This window comes from Nitrospirillum iridis (assembly GCF_014205765.1).
GTDB lineage: Bacteria > Pseudomonadota > Alphaproteobacteria > Azospirillales > Azospirillaceae > Nitrospirillum > Nitrospirillum iridis.
This window is the reverse complement of record NZ_JACIIZ010000003.1, coordinates 290750-311819: the sequence shown is the minus strand read 5'-3', so window position 1 is coordinate 311819 and position 21070 is coordinate 290750. Positions and strand designations below refer to the sequence as shown.

Annotated in this window: 14 protein-coding genes; 6 read left to right on the top strand and 8 right to left on the bottom strand. The window is 67.5% G+C overall.

The annotated features are described in order from the left end of the window. The first annotated feature begins 16 nt into the window (after positions 1 to 16). From FHS74_RS06640 to FHS74_RS06630, 3 genes are all read left to right on the top strand, one after another. Entirely contained in the window at positions 17 to 1345 is a 1329-nt protein-coding gene (locus FHS74_RS06640; RefSeq protein WP_184798728.1) for an MFS transporter, read from the top strand. 208 nt (positions 1346 to 1553) lie between these two features. Next, positions 1554 to 3242 (top strand): GH35 family beta-galactosidase, encoded by a 1689-nt coding sequence (locus FHS74_RS06635; protein ID WP_184798726.1) that lies wholly within the window; start codon positions 1554 to 1556, stop codon positions 3240 to 3242. A gap of 93 nt (positions 3243 to 3335) precedes the next feature. Beyond that, complete coding sequence (locus tag FHS74_RS06630; RefSeq protein WP_184798724.1) at positions 3336 to 6230, top strand: TonB-dependent receptor; 2895 nt, start codon at positions 3336 to 3338, stop codon at positions 6228 to 6230. A 113-nt stretch (positions 6231 to 6343) separates the two neighbouring features. On the opposite strand, the gene FHS74_RS06625 is transcribed toward FHS74_RS06630, so the two are convergent. The 7 genes from FHS74_RS06625 to FHS74_RS06595 all read right to left on the bottom strand — a co-directional run bounded on the left by FHS74_RS06625 (position 6344) and on the right by FHS74_RS06595 (position 15256). Next, positions 6344 to 6862 (bottom strand): flavin reductase family protein, encoded by a 519-nt coding sequence (locus FHS74_RS06625; RefSeq protein ID WP_184798722.1) that lies wholly within the window; start codon positions 6860 to 6862, stop codon positions 6344 to 6346. Between the two features lie 299 nt (positions 6863 to 7161). Next, positions 7162 to 7794, bottom strand: coding sequence for a flavin reductase family protein (locus FHS74_RS06620; protein ID WP_184798720.1), 633 nt, complete (start codon positions 7792 to 7794; stop codon positions 7162 to 7164). A gap of 162 nt (positions 7795 to 7956) precedes the next feature. Next, a complete protein-coding gene (locus tag FHS74_RS06615) occupies positions 7957 to 8376 on the bottom strand; it encodes a hypothetical protein (RefSeq protein WP_184798718.1) in 420 nt (139 codons plus the stop codon). A gap of 271 nt (positions 8377 to 8647) precedes the next feature. Further along, positions 8648 to 11677: an efflux RND transporter permease subunit gene (locus tag FHS74_RS06610; RefSeq protein WP_184798716.1), complete on the bottom strand. Its 3030-nt coding sequence runs from the start codon at positions 11675 to 11677 to the stop codon at positions 8648 to 8650. Continuing rightward, positions 11674 to 12741 (bottom strand): efflux RND transporter periplasmic adaptor subunit, encoded by a 1068-nt coding sequence (locus tag FHS74_RS06605; RefSeq protein ID WP_184798714.1) that lies wholly within the window; start codon positions 12739 to 12741, stop codon positions 11674 to 11676. The genes FHS74_RS06610 and FHS74_RS06605 overlap by 4 nt, the downstream gene beginning before the upstream one ends. Next, positions 12738 to 14126, bottom strand: a complete 1389-nt coding sequence (locus tag FHS74_RS06600) for a TolC family protein (protein WP_184798712.1) — start codon at positions 14124 to 14126, stop codon at positions 12738 to 12740. The genes FHS74_RS06605 and FHS74_RS06600 overlap by 4 nt, the downstream gene beginning before the upstream one ends. A gap of 122 nt (positions 14127 to 14248) precedes the next feature. After that, positions 14249 to 15256 carry a YncE family protein gene (locus FHS74_RS06595; protein ID WP_184798710.1) on the bottom strand — a complete coding sequence of 336 codons (1008 nt, stop codon included), beginning with the start codon at positions 15254 to 15256 and terminating at the stop codon, positions 14249 to 14251. 152 nt (positions 15257 to 15408) lie between these two features. On the opposite strand from FHS74_RS06595, the gene FHS74_RS06590 reads away from it, so the two are divergent. From FHS74_RS06590 to FHS74_RS06580, 3 genes are all read left to right on the top strand, one after another. Beyond that, positions 15409 to 16089, top strand: coding sequence for a response regulator transcription factor (locus tag FHS74_RS06590; protein ID WP_184798708.1), 681 nt, complete (start codon positions 15409 to 15411; stop codon positions 16087 to 16089). Continuing rightward, positions 16076 to 17452 (top strand): ATP-binding protein, encoded by a 1377-nt coding sequence (locus FHS74_RS06585; protein WP_184798706.1) that lies wholly within the window; start codon positions 16076 to 16078, stop codon positions 17450 to 17452. Before FHS74_RS06590 ends, FHS74_RS06585 begins: the two co-directional genes overlap by 14 nt. 82 nt (positions 17453 to 17534) lie before the next feature. Beyond that, positions 17535 to 18287, top strand: coding sequence for a creatininase family protein (locus FHS74_RS06580; protein WP_184798704.1), 753 nt, complete (start codon positions 17535 to 17537; stop codon positions 18285 to 18287). Between the two features lie 62 nt (positions 18288 to 18349). On the opposite strand, the gene FHS74_RS06575 is transcribed toward FHS74_RS06580, so the two are convergent. Further along, positions 18350 to 20776 carry a TonB-dependent receptor plug domain-containing protein gene (locus tag FHS74_RS06575; protein ID WP_184798702.1) on the bottom strand — a complete coding sequence of 809 codons (2427 nt, stop codon included), beginning with the start codon at positions 20774 to 20776 and terminating at the stop codon, positions 18350 to 18352. Positions 20777 to 21070: the final 294 nt, after the last annotated feature.

Here is a 21070-nt window from a genome sequence, read left to right as displayed (position 1 = left end):
CGGGAGTGAGACGTTCATGGCGTGGCCAGCGGAAGCCACCATCGCACCGACCCCGCCGCCGGCCAGACTGGGCCGGCGACGTTGGATCGTCGTTGCCCTGCTGTTCGCCGCCACCGTCATCAACTATGTCGACCGGCAGATGCTGGGCCTGCTGAAGCCCCTGCTGTCGCAGGAATTCCGCTGGTCGGAGACTGACTACGCCGACATCATCTTCTGTTTCCAGGCGGCCTACGCCGTCGCCTATCTGGTGTTCGGCCGGGTGATCGACCGGATGGGCGCCCGCTGGGGCTATGCCCTGACCTTCCTGGTATGGAACCTGGCGCATATGGCGCACGGCCTGGCGGGCGGCCTGGTGCAGTTCATCCTGGCCCGTGTGGCCCTGGGCGCCGGTGAGGCGGGCAACTTCCCCGCCGGCCTGAAAAGCGTGGCCGAATGGTTCCCCCGGCGCGAGCGCGCGCTGGCCGTGGGCATCTTCAATGCCGGCTCCAACGTCGGCGCCGTCATCACGCCGCTGATCGTGCCCTTCATCGTCGCGGTCGCCGACTGGCGCATGGCGTTCATGGTAACCGGTGTCATCAGTTTCGTCTGGCTGGCGGCCTGGCTGACCTTCTATCGTCGGCCGGAGGAAGACAGCCGACTGACCGCCGCCGAACTGACCCACATCCGCGGCGATGCCCCGGCTACCTGCTGCACACCCACATCCGGCCCCGGCCTGCGCTGGGTGCTGCGCCAGCGGCAGACTTGGGCCTATGTGCTGGCCAAGTTCCTGACCGATCCCATCTGGTGGGTATTCCTGTTCTGGCTGCCGGATTTCCTGGGTCGCCGGTTCGGCCTGGACCTGGCCGGCTTCGGCCCCCCGCTGGTCGCCATCTATCTCATGTCCGACATCGGCAGCGTCGCCGGCGGCTGGCTGTCCTCCCGCCTGATGCGCGGCGGCATGGACACCAACCGGGCGCGCAAACTGGCCATGCTGGCGGCGGCGGCCTGCGTCGTGCCGGTGCTCTTCGCCCCGTGGATCAGCGGGCTGGTGCTGGCGGTGGTGGTCATCGGCCTGGCGACCGCCGGCCACCAGGGATTTTCCGCCAATCTGATGACCCTGCCCTCGGACCTGTTCCCGCCATCAAGCGTCGCCACCGTGGTCGGCATCGGCGGCACGGCGGGAGCGGTCGGTGGCATGCTGATGTCCAAGTTCACCGGCTGGATCCTGCAAACAACCGGCAGCTACACCGCCATCTTCCTGACGGCCGCCACCGCCTATCCCTTGGCGATGCTGGCCTTGCACACCCTGAGTCCCCGGTTGCGACCAGCCCTTCCCGGCACCGCCGATGGAGGTGACCGATCTTAGTACCCTGGGAATTCTCCATAGATAAAACGTCAATAAATCGGCCACTTCATTCATGGAGCGGCGATGTATTTGCGCGTTCTTTAAAATATTAAGGCGATAAAAATCATTTTTGTTTAACATTTATCTTGACAATATTGCCCATACCGAAGAATGGTAACGCTACCATTTGAAAGGCGCACCAAAGGCGCCAGCTTGAGGGAGAAGCGGAATGGCACGCCTGCTATCGGCCCCGGGCCGGCATAAGAATTCCTGGCGGTCCGGTGTGGCCGCCGGTCTGGTCGCGGTGACGGCCGGCGCTTCCCCACCCTGGGCGGCGCTGGCCGCCCCGCCCACCCTGGACCATCAGGGCACCGCCGCCCGCCTGGCCGTGGACGGCAAGCCGTTGCTGATCCTGGGTGGGGAGCTTGGCAACTCCAGCGCCTCCAGCCGCGCCTACATGTCCAAATATTGGCCCAAGCTGAAGGCCATGAACCTGAACACCGTGCTGGCGCCGGTATCCTGGGAACTGATCGAGGACACGGAGGGCCGTTTCGACTTCTCCAGCGTCGACGGCCTGTTGGCCGACGCCCGCGCCCAGGACATGCACCTGGTGCTGCTGTGGTTCGGCGCCTGGAAGAACAGCATGTCCACCTACGTCCCGGGCTGGGTGAAGCGGGACCAGGCGCGGTTCCCCCGCGTGCGCTCGGCCAATGGCGCCAGCGTGGAGATCCTCTCCGCCTTCTCCCCCGCCGTGCGCGATGCCGACGCCAAGGCGTTCGCGGCCCTGATGGGCCATTTGAAGACCGCAGACGCGGGCCATAACACCGTGCTGATGGTGCAGGTGGAGAATGAGATCGGCATGCTGCCGGTGGCCCGGGAATGGGGGGAGGCCGCCAACGCCGCATGGGCGGAGGCGGTACCCGACGCGCTGGTGCGCCTCCTGCGTGAGGACAAGGCCAAAGAACCGGAGCTACGCGCCCTGTGGCAGGCCCATGGGGCCAGGACCAGCGGCAGCTGGGCTGAAATGTTCGGCGATGCCGATTCCGGGCAGGAAGTGTTCACCGCCTGGCACTACGCCCAATATGCCGACGCCATCACCCGTGCGGGCAAGGCGGCCTACCCCCTGCCCATGTACGTCAACGTGGCGCTAAACCGGGCGGGCAAGGCGCCGGGCGACTATCCCAGCGGGGGGCCCCTGCCCCATCTGATCGACGTGTGGAAGACGGGCGCACCCAGCCTGGATCTGATCGCGCCCGACATCTACTTCCCCAGCTTCAGCGATTTGGCCGGGCGCTACCACCGCGCCGACAATCCGCTGTTCATCCCGGAAGCCAACAACGTCAGCGCCCCCGAAGTACCAGCCAACGCCTTTTACGCCATTGGCGATTTGGACGCCCTCGGCTTCAGCCCCTTCTCCATCGAGAACGCGGAAGCCAAAAGCCAAGCGGCCCTGACCGAGGCCTATTCCCTGCTGCGGCAACTGACCCCCGCCATCCTGAAGGCGCAGGGCCTGGGGCGTATGGCGGGCTTCAAGCCCCGGGTGCTGGAGGACGGCACGGTGCTGGACACCCCTGTCACGCGCACGCTGGGCGACTATCGCTTCACGGTCGGCTTCATCGACAGCTGGACGCCCAAGGCGGAGCAGGACACCGCCAGCCATGGCGGACTGATCATTCAAACCGGGCCGGAGGAATATCTGATCGCCGGCCGTGGCCTGATCGTCACCGTTGCGGGCGCCACCCCCGACGGCCCGCCGTTGGCCGGCATCGACAAGGCCATCGAGGGCACGTTCGACCCGCAAGGCCGCTGGGTGCCCGGGCGCACCCTGAACGGCGACCAGACCCACCAGGGGCGGCACATCCGTCTGGCGCCCGATCAGTTCCAGATCCAGCGCGTGACGCTCTACCGCTACCGCTGACCCCGCGAGGGGGCGCCCCAGCGCCCAAGACCAGGCTTAACAAAAGCCCGCCCAAATCCAGCGGAGATCCATGGGCGGCCAGGGAGGAAAGACATGGCATATTCAAGAAACCGGGCACATTCGGGAACCTGGAAGGCGCTGCTCACCACCACCGCCCTGGCGGGCGCGGCACTGCTGGGCACGATGTCGACGCAGGCCCACGCCCAGGCCGCGGCGGCCACCGGCGATGACACCCTGGAGGAGATCACCGTCACCGGCATCCGCCGCAGCCTGCTGGACGCCACGGAGCAGAAGCGCAATTCCGTCTCCTTCGGCGACAGCATCTTCGCCGAGGACATCGGCAAGCTGCCGGCCACCAACCTGGCCGAAACCTTGAACCGCATTCCGGGCGTGAAGCTGACCCGCGACATCAACGGCGAAGGCGTGCAAGTCTCCATTCGCGGCCTGGGTCCCAGCTTCTCCAAGGTGTTGCTCAACAACACGCAGATCGCGGTGGCGTCGGACGGCGGCACCAACGGCGGCAGCGCCAACCGCGAAGTCGATCTGGACTTCTTCCCCTCAGAACTGTTCACCCGCCTGGACGTGGCCAAGAGCCCCACCGCCGACATGCTGGAAGGCGGCATCGCCGGGACGGTGAACCTGCACAGCGCCCGCCCCTTCGACAATGAGGGCACGCACGTCACCCTGATCGGCCAGGGCCAGTACACCAACGCCGACAATGAGGTGAGCCCCCGTGGCGCCCTGGTCGCCAGCCACACCTGGGGCGACTTTGGCGTGCTGGTGGGCGTGTCGGGCGTCAAGACCACCACCCGCATCGATGGGTTCGAGACCATCGGCTATACCGACGGCAACCTGCCGGCCGGCAGCGGCGATGTCGGCACGGGCAACGGCTTCGTCTATGCCGCCACCGCCCCCAAGAATGTCGCCGGCCTGACGGCGGGCCAGCCCGTGAATCTGGCCCAGACCTCGGGCCTCAGCCTGGCGCAGCTGGGCAGCGCGCAGATCCCACGCCTGGGGCGCAACAGCTACACCTTCGGTGACCGCTCCCGCGTCTCCAGCCTTCTGTCCCTGGAATACCGCCCCAGCGACGAATGGCATTTCGCCATCGACGGACTGTGGGCGCAGTCGGACCGCAACTACCAGCGCCTGAACATGAACTGGTACGTCCGCAATTCCGGCCCGGGGAGCAGCCCCACCTCCACCGGCGGCATGGTCCCCTTCAACCTCACCGTGGACAGCAACAATGTCGTGACCCAGGGCACTTTCGCCAATTCCAGCTTCTTCCTGGAAAACGACATCTTCAACCAGCACACCGAGTTCTACAACATCAACCCGACGCTGACGTGGAAACCCTCCAAGGACTTCACGGTCGACGCCCAGGTCAACTACGGCCACAGCACCTTCTTCCGTGAGCAACCGCAGTTCGACTTCCAGACCCCGGCACAGTCGGGCCTGACCGTCACCTATCAGGCGGGCGGCGCCAACGGCCAGCCCATCATCACCCCCAACCGGGACCTGAACGATCCCAACCTGGGTTGGCGCTGGTACCGCGTGAACGTGCAGAACGTCTATCGCGAGACCACCACCCGCGGCGCCCATATCGATGCCAAGTATGGCGACGACACCGTCAACCTGAAGGTCGGCGGCGCCTATGACATGGCCAGCCGCATCATCCGCGCGTACGACAACAGCACCACCTTCCAGACGGCGGTCTGCGGCGCCACCTGCGACGGCGTGTCCGGCCTGGTGCCCAATTCCCAGGTGGGCCAGTACCTGATGCCCATGAACATCAGCGACTTCGGCAAGTTGGCCAACGGCAATGTCGGCTACACCAAGTGGATCATGACCAACCTCGCCGCCTTGGAAAAGGCGACGAACTACGACTACTACAAGGATACGGCACCGCAAACGCGCAGCGCCGTCACCGGGGGTTCGGTCGGCAACATCTCGGAAAAAACCTTCGGCGGCTATGCCGAAGGCAACGCCAAGGACACGCTGCTGGGCCATGACGTGGCCATCAACATGGGCCTGCGCTATTTCCACACCGACCAGACGGTGACCAGTCCGCTGCAGACCGCCTCCGGCGCCCTGATCGACCAGACGCTGAACACCGGCTACAGCGACGTGCTGCCGTCGGCCAACGTGGTCTACAGTCTGACGGACGACATCAAGCTGCGCGCCGCCGCCTCACGCAGCGTCACCCGCGCCGACGCCAGCCAGTTGCTCCCCGGCACCACCTTCTCCGACATCTCGGCGCAGGTGGCCAGCGCCGGCAACCCCAACTTGAAGCCTTACACCTCCAACAACATCGACATCGGCGGCGAGTGGTACACCGGCGGCCTGGGCTATGTGGGCGCCGCCCTGTTCCGCAAGGACATCGACGGCTTCACCGTCACGACGCAGAAAACGGTGCCCTTCACCGCGCTGGGCATCAACTTCACCGACCTCAACACCAGCCAGCAGCAGGCGCTCAACCTGCGCGGCGGCCCCAACGTCGCCACCGTGACGCTGACCCAGCCGGTGAACCTCAGCAAGCTGTTGCTGCAGGGGGTGGAGCTGACCTGGGTCCAGCCGTTGGACTTCATCGTGGAAGGCCTGGGTTTCTCCGCCAACGGGACCCATATCGAACAATCGTCGGAGAGCGGGCTGTTCGCCACCGGCATCGCGCCCTACAGCTACAACCTGCAGGGCTATTACGAAGGCCACGGCGTATCGGTCAGCCTGAACTACGTCTGGAATGACCAGTCCACGGCGGCGAACGCGCCGCAGAATAACATCAATGAGCCGCTGATCGCCGCGGCCCGCGGCCAGTTCGACCTGTCGCTGGGCTATCAGCTACCGATGTTCAACGACAGCATCCGCCTGACGGTCGACGCGCTGAACATCACCAACGAGCCGCTGGTGACCTTGTTCGGTCACTCCAACTCGCCCTACAGCATCTACTACCCGGGTGTTCAGGTGATCTTCGGCGCCCGCGCCAAGTTCTGAGGTTTTCCCAGACGGTCCAGGTGGCGACCCCACTTGGACCGCCCCTTCCAACTGACAGGCTTCGGCAGTCGAACCCCCGGGGGCATCGTTCCCCGGGGGTCTTTTTTTAGCGTTCAGATGTCGGCCAGTCGGCGGTAGCCGCCGTCGGCATAGAGCAGCGGATCGACCTCCGTCCGGCTGCGGGTCCACAACACCTCCCCCACGATGACGCGGTGGCTGCCATGGGGCAGTTCGGCGGCGCGGCGGCACACCAGGGTGGACTGGGCGCCGATCAGGCAGGGCGCGCCCATGACATCTTCCCACTCACCGGGCTTGAAGCAATCGGCCGTGCGGTTCGGCTGGCCGAAGGTCCGCGAGACATCCTGCTGGTCGGCGTGAAGGATGTTGATGGCGTAGGTGTCCGCCGCCAGCAGCCGATCATGCACGCTGCCCGACTGGTTCAGCGCGATGAGCACGGAGGGCGGATCGAAGCTCAAGGAACAGAGGGCGCTGACCGTGGCGCCGGCCGCCCCCTTGTCATCCCGCAGCGTGACCACGGACACCGAAGCCGCCAGGCGGCGCATGGCGAGGCGCAGACCGTCCACCAGGGGGAGATCGGCATCAACGGGCGGAATGGCGGAGGAGATCGACATGAGGCCTCAGATAGACGACGCGGGCGGGTGGCGCATCCAGGCCGGCGCTAGCCGCGCTGTCGGCCCAATGTTTCGGCCCACCCAATGTTTCAACCAGACACGAACGGTGGCATAGGACACCGCTTTGGCGCCAATGACAAGCGAGGTCAAATGCTTGAATGCGTCTGCCCACTTGTCGGACGGCGCCGGCTGTCCGGTACCACACCCGCGCCCGGCGGGGTGATTGAATAGTTCTTGAGGATCGTTTTGGCGGCTGTCAACAGTGTGGGCGCCGCTTCATCGCGACCGCCCCATGGGGCTCAGCGCTTGGCGCCCGGCCGGTCCAAGTCGAAGCGGCTATCGGGGGTGATGGCGGCGTAGGCGGAGGGGCCGCCGCCCCGCAAGATGATACCGGCACCGAAAGTGTCGAAGATGCCGTCGACCAAGAGAGGACGGCTGATGTGGATCACCACCGCCTCGCCCATCACCAGCCAGGAATCGACAGGGTTCCCGTCATGGCGGCGAAGACGGTGGATGTCCGTCACCCGGCATTCGAAGTGCACGGGGCTTTCCGCGACGCGCGGCACGTCGACATGCGTGCCCGGCAAGGGCGTCAGGCCCGCCACCTCGAACTCGTTGGTCCCGTACGGCAGGGGGGCGCTGGTGGCGTTCATCTGTTCCGCCAGGTCGCGGGTCGCCAGGTTCCAGACGAACACGCCCGTCTCCTGGGCGTTGCGCAGACTGTCCTTGGCGCTGGTGCTGCAAAAGCCGACGATGGGCGGGCGATAGTTGAACAGGTTGAAGAAGCTATAGGGCGCCAGATTCACGCTGCCGTCCCGGCCCCTGCTGGAGATCCAGCCGATGGGGCGGGGCCCCACCATGGAATTGAGCGGGTCATGCGGCAGCCCATGGCCCTTCGCTGGTTCATAGGAATAGAGGTCGTGCTGCTGCATGGGCCCGTCCCGGCGGTGGGGGCGCCCCGTCCGCTCGCGGAGCGCCCGATTGACAACCACCTGACCATAGACGCGCCGCCGCCAACTTGAAACGCCGCACCGGCGCACGGGTCTCCCGCGTACAGGACAGGAGGAACCCGAAAGAGGCCCCCAAGAGGATGGTCAGCCCGCCCGCTTGTGCGGGTGCACGGCCTTGGGCACCCCATTGGCCTCCGCCTTGGGACCATCCTCCAGGGCGCCGATGCTGACCTGCAGCAGCCGGCCGATCGCCTCGGCATAGTCGTGGCTGGCCTTCAGGGCGAAGCGCTGGCCGCATTCCTGCAATTCCTGGGGCGTGCGGCAGGTCAGGAACGCCGCGCAGGCCTCCCGGTCCTCATGCAGGCGCTGTTCCCAGAACCGGGTGACCTCTTGGAAGAAGGCCATGCCGCCGTGGGCCATGCGGCCGTAGACATGCTGCACATCATCCAGCCAGGCGGCATTGTCGGCCAGGACGGTGCCAAAGATCGCTTGCGGGTCAGCCCCCGGAAACGAGGCTGGGGTGAATGGGACCGCTGGAAACGGTGTTTTGACGGCGTCAGGCATGGCGTCCTCCCTTGTTGCGATCACGGGGCATGGGCGTTCGGGCCCAATGCCATGGGTGAGACGAACGAAGAAAGCGTACCGGCCCCGGCCGGCTGGCGCCTTGAGGTGGGTCAAGGCCGGAGGGGGCGGGGCGGTCGCTGCGTGACAGCGTAACGGCATCGAAGGTAGCATAAGCCAGGGGCGCGCCCCATCCCCCTCAACGCCCCCTGGAGCGCATCGCGCCGCACGCTTTCGCCATAGACCTCCCGCCGCGGCTGGACTTGGCCCTGCCTCAGGCCTGGCGGCGCACCGCCAGCCGATACAGGCAGGGCATGACCAACAGCACCAGGGGCAGTTGCACCGCCAGCCCGGACAGGATGGCGATGGCCAGGGGCCGCTGCATCCCCGCCCCCTCTCCCAAACCGAAGGCCAGCGGCAGCAGGGTCAGCATCGCCGCCAAGGTGGTCATGGCGATGGGACGGAAGCGGTTGCGCCCAGCCTGCGACAGCCGTTCCGCCAGGGGTAGGGCCGCCGGCAACCCCTCGAACTCCGAGAAGTAGAAGATTGCCACCTCGGTCACGATGCCGATAACCATGGTCATCCCCATCATGGCGGTGATGTTCAGTTCCGTGCCGGTCAGCCACAAGCCGATGAAGACCGCCCCAGCCGCCAGCAAAGGCATGACCAGGATGACGGCGGCGGTGACGAAACTCTCGTACAGGAACAGCAACAGCACGAAAACGGCGGCCACAGCGGCGGCGAACACCTTCAGCAGGCCTTGGAACGCGACGCGCTGCTGCTGGAACAGTCCCCCCAGTTCATAGCGTAGGGGTGCGGCCACCAGGCGCCGGCCGTCCAGCAGGGCCGTCACGTCGGCGGCGACGGAGCCCATGTCCCGCCCCTCGATGCGGGCGGTGACGGCGACCATGCCTTGAAGGTTTTCCTGTCCGATCTCCGGTTCACCGCTCACCGGGACGATGGTGGCCACGCGTTTCAGGGGGAACAAATGGCCATCCGGGGCCCGCGGGCGCAGGTTGGCGACGTCGGTATCGGTGGTGCGCGCGGCGACGGGCACCCACACCCGCACGCCGATCCGCTTGGTCGGCGTGGGCACCTGGGCCACCACCGTGCCCTGCAGGACGGCCGCCGCTTGCGCGGTGATGCCGACGACGTCCATCCCTTCCCCCGCCGCCTTGACGCCATCCACCCGGATGTCCAGGGCCTCGCCCGCCGGATTGATGCCGTCCTTGATGTCGACCACACCGTCCACCTGGGCCAGCGCCGCCGCCACGGCCCGTGCCGTGGGCAGCAGGACAGCGGGGTCGTCACCGAAGATCTTGATTTCGATAGGCTGCGGCACGGCCGTCAGGTCGCCAATCAAATCCTCCATCAACTGGGCGATCTCCACGTCCAATCCCGGCACCTGGTGGGTGATGCGGGTGCGGACGTCGGTGATGACCTCATCGATGGGGCGGCGATTCCCGGATTTCAGGCGCACGAAATAGTCGCCCTTGTTGGCCTCGTTCAAATCACCCCCCAGGCCGGCGCCGATACGCCGCGACCAGGTCTCGACATCCGGCGTGTCGCGCAGGATGGCATCCACCTGCGCCAGTTCCCGATCCGTCTCCGACAGGGCGGTGCCCGGCGCGCTGCGGTAGTCCAGCACGAAGCCGCCCTCGTCCGCCGACGGCATGAAGCCGGAGCCCACGGCGCGATAGGCCAGGCCCCCCAGCAGCAGCAGAGGCAGCAGCGCCGCCAACGCCAGCCAGGGCCGGGCCAGCAGGCGCGCCGACAGGCGGGCGTAGCGGTCATCCACCCAGGCCAACACCCTGCCGGTGTCATGGGGGCGGCGGATATCCACCAGCCGTTCCACCGCCAGCGGCACGGCCAGCCAGGTGATGATGAAGGAAAACGCCAGACCAGACGCCATGGTTAGCGACAGCGCCTGGAAAAAGGCGCCCGTGACCCCATCCAGAAAGGCCAGCGGCACGAAGATGACCAAGGTGGCGGCGCTGGACCCAGCCAGGGGCCGCGTGAATTCGCGGGCAGCACCCAGCACGCCCGGCGCCCCGTCCCGGCGCCCCTCGCGCAGGCGCCGGACGATGTGTTCCACCATGACGATGGCGTCGTCGATGATCAGGCCAACGGCCGCCGCCATGCCCCCGAGGGTCATGATGTTGAAGCTGAGCCGCAGGACGCTGAGCAAAGCCACCGTGGCGGCCAAGGCCGCCGGCACCACCGCCGCGGCGATCAGGGTGATGCGCAGGTCGCGCAGGAACAGCCACAGCACCAGGGCGGCCAGCACGATACCGACCAGCACGGCGTCACGCACGCTGGCGGCGGAGGCCAGCACCAGCTGGCTCTGGTCGTACCAGCTGCTGATGGTGACGCCCTTGGGCAACTTGGCCGTCGCCAGGCGGTCGCGCACGGCCTGGGCGATGCGAACACTGTTGCCGTCGCGCTGCTGATAGACATTCAATAGCACGGCGTCGCGGCCGCCCGCCGTTACCCGCGTCCATTGCGGCACGGTGCCATCCACCACATTGGCCACGTCGCCCACGGTGACGGCCCCACCGGGCCCGCTGGACAACACGACGCGGCGCAGGGCGTCCAGGCCGGTCAAACTGTTGTCCGACACCACCAGGAACAGCTTGTAATGGTCCTCGACACGGCCCACCGCCTGCACCAGGCTGGCGTTGCCCACCGCCTTGACCACGTCGTCGATGGCCAGACCGTGGGCCAGCAGGCGGTCAGGATCGGCGATGACCTGGAACTCCTGCTCCGTCCCGCCGGAAACCCCGACCTCGGCCACGCCCTCGATGCCGGCCAGCAGCGGGCGCAGCTGATATTGCGCCAGGTCGCGCAGGCGGGTGGGCGACAGGGTGTCCGATGTCAGGCTATAGGCGATGATGGGAAAAACCGTCGGCTCCATGCGCCGCACGGTGGCGCTGGCCCCGGCCGGCAGGGTGGGCAGCACCTGGCCCACCGCCGCGTTCACCTGCAACTCCGCCGTGGTCATGTCGGTGCCCCAGGCGAAGGTGACGGACAGTTCGGCGCTGCCCCGACTGGTGGTGGAGCGGACGCCGGTGACGCCGGGCACCCGGTGCACCGCCTGCTCCAGGGGCCGGGTGGCCAGCAGCAGCATCTGCGGCGCCGGCCGGTCACCGGCATCCAATGACACCCTTACCCGGGGGAATGTCACGGTGGGGAACAGGGTGACAGGCAGGTTGGCCGCCAGGATCAGGCCGGCCAGCACCGGCAGGGCCAGCAAACACAGCAGCGACCGTCGATGAGCGGCGACCCAGGCGGTGAAGCCAGTCATCGGCCCACCCCTTCCTTGGTCGCCGCGACCGTGACGGCGGCGCCATCCTCCAGGCCGTAATTGCCCACGGCGATCACCGGCTGTTGGGGATTGAGCGTCTCGCCCCTGACTTCCGTGCCCGCCGCGCCGTCCGTTCCCGCTTCCACGGCCACGCGACGGGCCCTGCCACCCGCCAACTGGAACAGGTAGGCGCCCGCCTCATCGGTCAGCACGGACTGCCGGGGCACGACATAGCCGTCGTGCTGGTCGGTGGTGATGGCGATGCGCGCCGGCGTGCCCGGTAGCCCGCCGCCGCCCGGCGGCAGGAGCACCGTCACATCCACCCAGCGGGTGACGGGGTTCAGCATGCCGGCGACGCCGGCGACCGTGCCGGCCAGGGCGGTGGCGGCGCCCAGCAAAGGCGTCACCGCCACGGGCTGGCCCACCTTCACGGCGGCGATCTCGGCCGGGTCCACCCCGGCCACCACGCGCACACCCGCCCCCCGACCCAATCGGACCACCGGCGCCCCGGGTTGGATGCGATCACCCAGGACGACCGGGATGCTGTCGACATAGCCATCGAAAGGGGCGGCCAGCGTCTCACCCGCGCGATCAGTGCCGATGCGCCGTTCCGCCTGCAGCGCCGACTGCGCGTCACGCTCGGCCTGCTCCGCCGCCGCCACCTGGGAATTGGTGGCCAGGTGCTGGTCCCGCAGGGCGCGGGTCCGCTGCAGTTCGCCGCTGGCGAAGGTCAGGGCGGAAAGGGCCTTTGAGTAACCGGCGGCGGCGGTCGGGTCGGTGATCAAATCCGCCAAGGGCGTGCCCTTGGCCACCGGCTGGCCCGGCCGTACCAGCACACGGGCGACCTGACCCGCACGCTGGAAGCTGAGGGTGGCCAGGGCGTCGCTATCCGGCGTGAGGGTCCCGTAACCACTGACGGTGACCGTGATGGACTGGCGGGCCAAGGGCACGGTCTGGACGGCAACGACGGGCACCGTTTCCGCCGATCGGACGCTGCCTGCCGGCAATGCCCCGGTAAGCAAGGTCGTGGCCAACAGGACGGCACGAGCGGGGAACGGGGTCATCGTGCGTCCTCCTTCGGGGTCAACGGGGAGTCCGGCAGGTCTCCCCCGATCAGGGTCATCAGGTCCACGCGCTGTTCCTGCACCGCCTGGTCCAGTTTCAGCGCCTCCAGCCGGCGGGCCAGCAGGGCGCCTTGCAGGTCGGCGAAGGTGCGTTCGTCCAGGCTGCCGGCACGGAAGGCGGCGTCGGCGGCGGCCGCCGCCTGTTCCAGGGTGGCGATGCCGTCCATCGTGGCACGGGCTTGCTCCGTCATCTGGTCCAGCACCAGCAGGCCCTGGTCCACGGCGCTCACCGCCGCGTCCAGCCGCGCCTGATAGGTCAGCCGCACCTGCTCCCGGGTGGCGCGCTGCACGGCGATGGCGCCCTGGTTACCATCGAACAGCGGCAGGCTGATGGACAACGCCAGACTCTGCGTCTTGACGTTGGCGGTGTCGCGGGCGCGATTGCTGCCGATGCCCAAGGCCGGGAATTGGCCCAGCACCGCCTGCCAAACCGCCTCCTCCTGCGCCTGGTAGCCGGCTTTCAGCGCCAGCAGGTCCGGCCGCCGACCGGCCAGCCTGGGCAAATCCGCCCGGATGGCGACGGCGGCCGGCAATGCCAGATCATCCATCGTCAGCGGCGCCAGCGCCAGGGTGGCGGACGGCGCCAAGCCCAGGAGCGCGTTCAGATCCAGGTGGTTGCGGAGGGCCTGCCGCTCCAGATCATGGATCTGGGTATCCACGCCATTCAGCGCCGCCAGGTCGCTGACCACCGTTGGCAGGGTCTGGTCACCCCGGGCCATGGCGGCGCTGGACTGGCGATAGCGGTCGTCGAATAGCGCACGATTGGCCAGCAGCACCGTCCGCTGGCGGTCGAAGGCGTGGGCCCGCACCACCAGCAACCGCGCCTGTGCCACCACCTGCCATTCCTGCCACAGCAGGTCCAGTTCCGCCCCCCGCAGGGTGGCCGCCGCCGCGTGCCTGCGGGAGGAGCGGGTGAGAAAGGGCATCACGTCCTGAATCAGGCCGAACGTGAAGGCATCCATGACGCCAGGGCCGGAGGTGAGGAATCCATAGTCCAGCGACAGCTGCGGATTGGGCAGCAGGCCAGCATTGAACGCTTCCGCCGTGGCGACTCCCCGCTGGGCACGGGCGGCCTTCAGGTCCGGGTTGCGGGCCACGGCCACCATGGCAACGGCGTCGATGTCCAACGGCCGGGCGGGATCGACCGCATGGCTACGCAGGGCCGGCAGCGGCATGGCGGCCGGATCCACACTGATGACCGACAGGTCGCGGGCCAGATCCGGCGCATCCGCCAGAGGGGCCGGGGTGTAGCTGGCGCAACCGGCCAGGCAGGCCCCGGCCAGCAGGCAGGCCAGGCCTTTCAATCGCCAAGGGTACGGGGGCATCCGGTCTCTTCACCAGGATAAGTCAGAATGTGGATTCACAGAGACGGCAGAAGCATCCCGATGATCAAATAACTTCTCGGTTAGTATTCGTTACTCACAAAATTGTAATTCCCGGACATGGCTTACGGCGCGGGCTCCATCACCAACAGGTGGAAGCTGCCGGGTTCGAAACCAGCCGGCTGCCCGGCCTTGCCTGCCAGCCGTGTACCCACCGGCAGATAAACGCGACCGGTCACCGGATCCAGGGCGCCGGTGCGGGCCCCCTTGGCCGTGGGCACCGTGGCCGTCACGGCCAAGGCGCCCTGGGCGTCCGGGCTCAACACCGTCAGTACGCCCTCCTTGCCGCAGGGGATGAGGAAACGATGGTTCCTGGCATCCAGGATGACGGCGTCGGCCCCCTGGGCGATGGGCAGGCTGGCCAGGACGCGGCCGTCGCTTGCCGCCATGACCACGGCCCGGCCACTGGCGCATGCCGATACCAGCACGCCCGTGGCGGGATCCAAGGCCAGGCCGGTGGGGCCGTCGCAGTCGGGCAGACGTCGCCGGGCGAGCACCGCATGGGCGGCCACATCCACCACCACCAGCTCGTTCCTGTCCTCAACATTGACGTAGAGGTGCCCCTGCCCATCCATCGCGGCGAATTCCAGCGCGCCACCCACATCGACGTGGCCGGTGACGACGCGGCGGACGGGATCGATCAGGGTGATGTCGCCCTGCTTGCCATCCATCACCGCCACCAGCGCACCCGCTTGCACCACGGCATCAGGCTTGGCGCCGGTGGCGAAGGTGGCCAACACGGCGCCGTCCGCGCCCTGGAACAGGGTGGCGGTGTTGCTGTCGCCATTGCTGCTGATGGCCAAGCCACCGTCCAGCGGCAGGATGCCATGCACCCGCTGGCCCGCCACCAAAGTGGGCGTCAGGCGGCCGCTGTCCAGATCCAGCGCCAGTACGCCATCGGCCCGCCCGACGTACAGCCGCCGCGCGGCCGTATCCACGCTGGCGTAGTCCCACGGTCCATCCGGCGCGGGGATGCGGGCGACCTCGTGATAGGGCGGCTGGGCGGCGAGCGCGGGGGCGGCCAGCAGCAGGGGGGCGATGACGGCGGCCAGACGATGGGAAAGGGCGGGCATTGTTCTTCTTCCAACAGGGGGAGCCGCTTGCTCAATAACCGTATGCCGGGCGCGAGAACGCTAACTTTTGCGTTAAGGGCCACGTCCCCAGGTGCCCTGCGACACCAAGGCCGGTATCGTGCCCCCTCTGCAGCCCCCAGCGGTGTATCCCCATGCCCAGGATATTGGTGATCGAAGATGAACAGCGCACCGCGCGGGAGATCGTGGACGCGCTGAAGGCGGAGGGTTACGGCGTCGACGTGTGTCACGATGGTCCCACCGGCCTGGCCGCGGCGCGCGATGGCACCTATGACGCCATCACCCTGGACCGCCTGCTGCCCGGCCTGGACGGGTTGAGCCTGCTGGCGGATTTGCGGCGGGGTGGTGTCACCACGCCGGTGCTGGTCGTCAGCGCCCTGGACGGGGTGGACGACAAGGTGCGGGGCCTGCGCGCCGGCGGCGACGATTACCTGACCAAGCCCTTCGCCCTGGCCGAACTGGTGGCGCGTGTCATGGCGCTGGCCCGCCGCCGGGGCGACAAGCCCGACGGCACCCTGTTGCAGGTGGGGCCCCTGGCCATGGACTTGGTGGGGCGGCGGGCGACGCGGGGTACCCGCGTGTTGGACCTGACGCCCCGGGAATTCCGCCTGCTGGAATATTTCGTCCGCAACGCCGAACAGGCCCTGACCCGGTCGATGCTGTACCAGGCCGTCTGGGAATACAGCTTCGACCCAGGCACCAACGTCATCGACGTCCATATCGGCCGCCTGCGCCGCAAGGTCGATCTGGATGCCGAGGATCCAATGATCCGCACCGTGCGCGGTGGGGGCTGGCGCCTGCATGCCCCGGATTGAGCGCTTCCGCCTGGCGGATCTGCCGCGCACCACGGCCTTCCGCATGACCCTGTTGTTCGGCGTGCTGATGATCACCGCCGTCGTGCTGGTACTGGGGATCGTCTACTGGCGTACGGGCGTGTTCCTGACCCGCCGGCTGGACGACACCCTGATGCGCGAGACGGAGGAGTTCCTACACACCTCGCCGCTCGAACAGCGCACCCACATCGAAAACCTGGTGGACAGCGACAGCCGGGGCTACTGGAAAGCGCTGCTGCTGGCACCCGACGGCCGGATGCTGGCTGGCAATCTGGACGCCCTGCCGCCGGAACTGCAGGGTGCGGACGGACGGGTGCACAGCCTGCCGCATGGCGCCCCGGCCGCCCTGGAACACCCCCGCCCGGCCCGGGGCATCGCCCGCCGCCTGGCCGACGGCGGCGTGCTGGTCCTGGCGCTGCGCACCCATGAGGTCCATGAGGTGCGCGAGTTGATCCTGCGCGCCATGGCGGCGGGTCTGGCCGGCAGCGTGGGCCTGGCGCTGGCCGGCGGGCTGGTGTTGAGTTTCGGCACGCTGCGCCGGATCGAGGCCATCCACCGCGCCAGCGCCACCATCATGGCGGGGGATCTGTCCCAACGGCTGCCGACGCGGGGGTCGGGCGACGATTTCGACAAGCTGGCCGCCATCGTCAACGCCATGCTGGCCAAGATCGAGGGGCTGATCACCGACGTGAAGGCCGCGGGCGACAACATCGCCCACGACCTGCGCACCCCCCTTACCCGGTTGCGCACCCGGCTGGAGGGCGCGCTGCGCCGGGGTGGCGATGTCGAGGCCCATCGCGCGGCGATGGAAGACGCCATCGCCGATACCGATCAGATCCTGGCCACCTTCCGCGCCCTGCTGCGCATCGCGGAGGTGGAAGATGGCCGCCGCCGCGCCGGCTTCGCCCCGGTGGAGCCGGCGGCCCTGGCCTCCGCCGCGTCCGAATTGTACGAGCCGTTGGCGGCCGCCCGGGACTTGTCCTTCACCGCCGATATCCAGCCCACCAGCGTCGTCACCGGCGACGCCGACCTGTTGTTCGAGGCGTTGGGCAATCTGCTGGACAACGCCATCAAGTTCACGCCCCCCGGCGGCGCGGTCAGCCTGACCCTGCATCAGGGGGCCGGGCAACCGCCGGAGATCATGGTGCGCGACACCGGCCCCGGCATCTCCGCCGAGCAGCGCCAAGCCATGTTCCGCCGCTTCACCCGTGGCGACCACGCCCGCCACACCCCCGGAAATGGCCTGGGCCTCAGCCTGGTCGCCGCCGTGGTGCAGTTGCACGGCTTTCAGCTAGACGTTTCCGAGGGGCGGCCCGGCTGCGTCATGCGCATCACGCTCGGTTGAGGGGCGTTCGGTTTTGGGATGCCTTCGGCGGCGCGCGTCCTTATGGTGCGCCCAAGCGATATGGCTGTCGAGGAACCATCCCATGCTGCTCCACCTGTCCACCTGGTCCGAAGTCGGGCAATTCCTGGAACGCTCAAAGACCATCGTCATTCCCATCGGCTCCAACGAGCAGCACGGCCCCACCGGCCTGCTGGGGACCGACTGGCTGTGCCCCGAGATCATCGCGCATGAGGCGCACAAGGGCGGCGCCGACATCCTGGTCGGGCCCACCTTCAACATCGGCATGGCCCAGCACCATCTGGGCTTCCCCGGGACCATCAGCCTGCGCCCGTCCACCTTCATGGCGGCGATCGGCGACTGGGTGCGGTCGCTGGCGGTGCATGGCTTCCAGCGCATCTACTTCCTGAACGGCCATGGCGGCAACATCGCCACCATTGAGGCCGCCTTCTCCGAACTCTATGCCGAGGCCAGCTTCGCCAGGCGCCCCGCCGGCTTCGCCTGCAAGCTGCGGAACTGGTGGGACCTGCCGGGCGTCAACGCCCTGGCGCAGCGGCAGTTTCCGGTGGGGCACGGCAGCCACGCGACGCCGTCGGAAATCGCCGTCACCCAGTGGGCCTATCCCGACGCCATCAAGAGCGCCAACTATGCGCCCCAAGTCGCGGGCTCCGGCCCCATCCGCGAGGCGCTGGACTTCCGCGCCCGTCATCCCGATGGCCGCATGGGCTCCGACCCTGCGCTCGCCACGCCGGAAAAGGGCGGGGAACTGGTCCGCCTGGCGGTGACCGGCCTGGTGGCCGAGGTCGCGGCCTTCGGCGATGAGGCGCCTGTCCTGTAAGGAAAGTTCACCCACCACCCCATTCTTCGGCAGGATGGGGTGGTGGGCGTTACCAGGCGGGATCAGAAATCCGCCGCCAGCTTCACGTAGTAATAGCCGCCGTTGAACCCATAGGGCGTGTTCTGCGGATAGGTGTCGACGTTGATGCCGAACCAGCGCGTGGCCGGATTGGTCTTGGCCGGATACCGGTCGAACAGGTTCTGCGCCCCCACATCGACACGGAAGCCCTCGCTCACGCGGTAGCCCACGTTCAGGTCGGTCAGGAAGGCCGGGCTGACCGCGCGGGCCACATAGTCGCCCACGCTGCTGTAATCGTGCGCGACATAGTAGCTGTGGCCCCAGCGGGTTTCCCGCAATGTCACGTCCCAAGCGCCCAGGCGCCAATTGGCGCCCAGGGTGATCTTGCTGCGCGGGTCATAGGAGGTGAGCGACGTGATGGCCGTCTGGTCCAGGATGGTGACACCGGTCAGGGCCTTGGGTGCGGCCTGCTGCTTCAGGATGCTGGTGACGTTGTAGTTGCCGGCCAACGTCCACTTGACCGACCCCAGGGCGCCGAAGTCGGTGGTGTAGTCCAGGTTCAGGTCGGCCCCCTGGGAGCGGGTGTCGACCCCATTCAGATAAAAGGTGACGGAGGTGTTGGCGGCCGAAATTCCTGCCGGCAGGGTGGCGCCATTGGCCAGGATGGCCTGTTGCGCCAGCGCGCCGCTGAGCGCGCCGGAGTTGATGATGCGGTTCTGGATTTCGATCTGATAGAAATCCAGGGTGGCGTGCAGGCCTTTCGCCGGCTCCAGGACGATGCCGGCGCTGTACTCCGTCGAGGTCTCGGGCTTCAGCGGCTGTACCCCCAGCAGCGTGGCGCCCGGCGAATTGACCGGCAATTGCAGCGAGGCCGAGGTCGGGCTGACGTTCAGGGCGGAGAAATACTGCTGCGCCAGGGTGGGCGCGCGGAAGCCGTTGCCCACCGCCCCGCGCAACGCCAGCCAGGGGGTGAAGTCATAGCGGCTGATGATGCGGCCGCTCTCGCTTTCGCCGAAATCATCATAGTGCTCCACCCGGCCCGCCAACTCGACCTGCCAGTTCTTGACCACTTGGGTCGACAGGTCGATGTAGGCGGCGGCGCTGTTGCGGTCGGCGGTGTGGGCGTCGGTGGGCGTGAAACCGGCGTAGGACGCGGAACCGCCGGCGGCGTAGGACGCGTATTCGCCCGCCACCACCTCATAGGCGTCATAGCGATGTTCCAGGCCCCAGGCCACGTTCAGCGGCGTGGCGAAAAACGGCAGGGGGAATTCCCGCACCAGATCCAGGTTGGTGGTCTGCTGGGTGGAAACGAGCTTGCCGGCGGTGAAGTCGGTCTGATGGGCGTAGGCGGCGTTGTAGAAGCCGCTGCCGACATTGGCCAAGTTGGGGTTGCCGGAATTGATGACCCCGATGTTCAGCCAGTCGTGGCCATAGGTGCTGCTGAGGTCCCAGCGCCAGCCGGCCAGGTTGTCGCCCCGGGCGCCCAGGGTGAAGCCGACATCGTATTCCTCGATGGTCTCCTCGGGGAAAAAGCCGTTGGGCCATAGCGTGGGGATCTTGGTGCCGGTGCGCCAGTTCTCATACGATTCCGCCGACCGATGGCTGGCGGTGCCGAAGCTGTAGAAGGTGACGCTGGGGGTCAGCGGCGCCTCGGCATTGTAGCCCAGGTTGACCAGGTCGCTGAGCGGGTCGCCGTAAATACGGCCCTTCACCACCGTGCCGGACGGCGCGCGCGGGTCGTCCCCGGTGCGGTTGGTGAAGTCGTGGTGGCGGTAGTCGGCGGTGACGTTGACGAAGCCGCCGTCACCCAGGTCGAAGCCGTGAAAGACCGAGCCCTGGGCCGTGCCGCCATCGCCCCGGCCGGTGATCCCGCCCAGGGTGGAAACGTGGGTGCCGCTGTCATCCTTCTTCAGGATGATGTTGATCACGCCGGCGATGGCGTCCGACCCGTACTGGGCGGCGGCGCCATCCCGCAGCACCTCGATATGGTCGATGGCATCGAGCGGAATGAAATCCAGGTCGGCGGGGTTGGAACCGCCATTGGGTCCGCCGTCGGCGTAGATGTTGGCGGAGTTGTGCCGCCGCTTGCCGTTCACCAGCACCAGGGTCTGGCCAGGGCTCAAGCCCCGCAGGCGGGCGGAGCGGACGAGATTGCCCACGTCGCCGCCGAACTGGTCGGCGGTGAAGGACGGCAGGGTGCCGCGCAGGGCGTCCAGCAGGTTGGTCTGGCCGGTGGCCTGCAAGGCCTCACCCCCCAGCACCTCGATAGAGGTCAGGCTGTCCTGCGCCCGTTTTCCCGACTCCCGCGTGCCGGTGACGATGATTTCACTGACATCGGCGGCGGCGTCCGGCGCCGGGGAAGATGCGGGACTGGCGGCCAACACGGCACCGGGAAGGCCGGCGGCCAGGGCGAGCAGGCCGCCGCCAGTCAGAAGGCGGAGACGGATGCGATGTGACACGGCTATTGGCATGAGGTGGCCCCCTTCGGATTTTCTTTTGATTGGGATGTGCTGCTGGCGCTGGCCGGGGGAGCGCAACACCCGCCCGGACCCGCCGCACCCAGGGTTGTCCGCCCGGGTTGCGCCGCACAAATTGGTTTGCCCAATGTATCGGTTGAGCCGGCATCAAATTATGAGCAGCAGGAAGCGTGCCCGTGACACATCCATACGAATTAAGTGCATCGCAGGGGGAAATAGCGGCCACCTTTTTAAAATATTGAATAGTCCAGCGTTTCCCAAAAAAAGTTGAGCTAATTTAAATAGCGC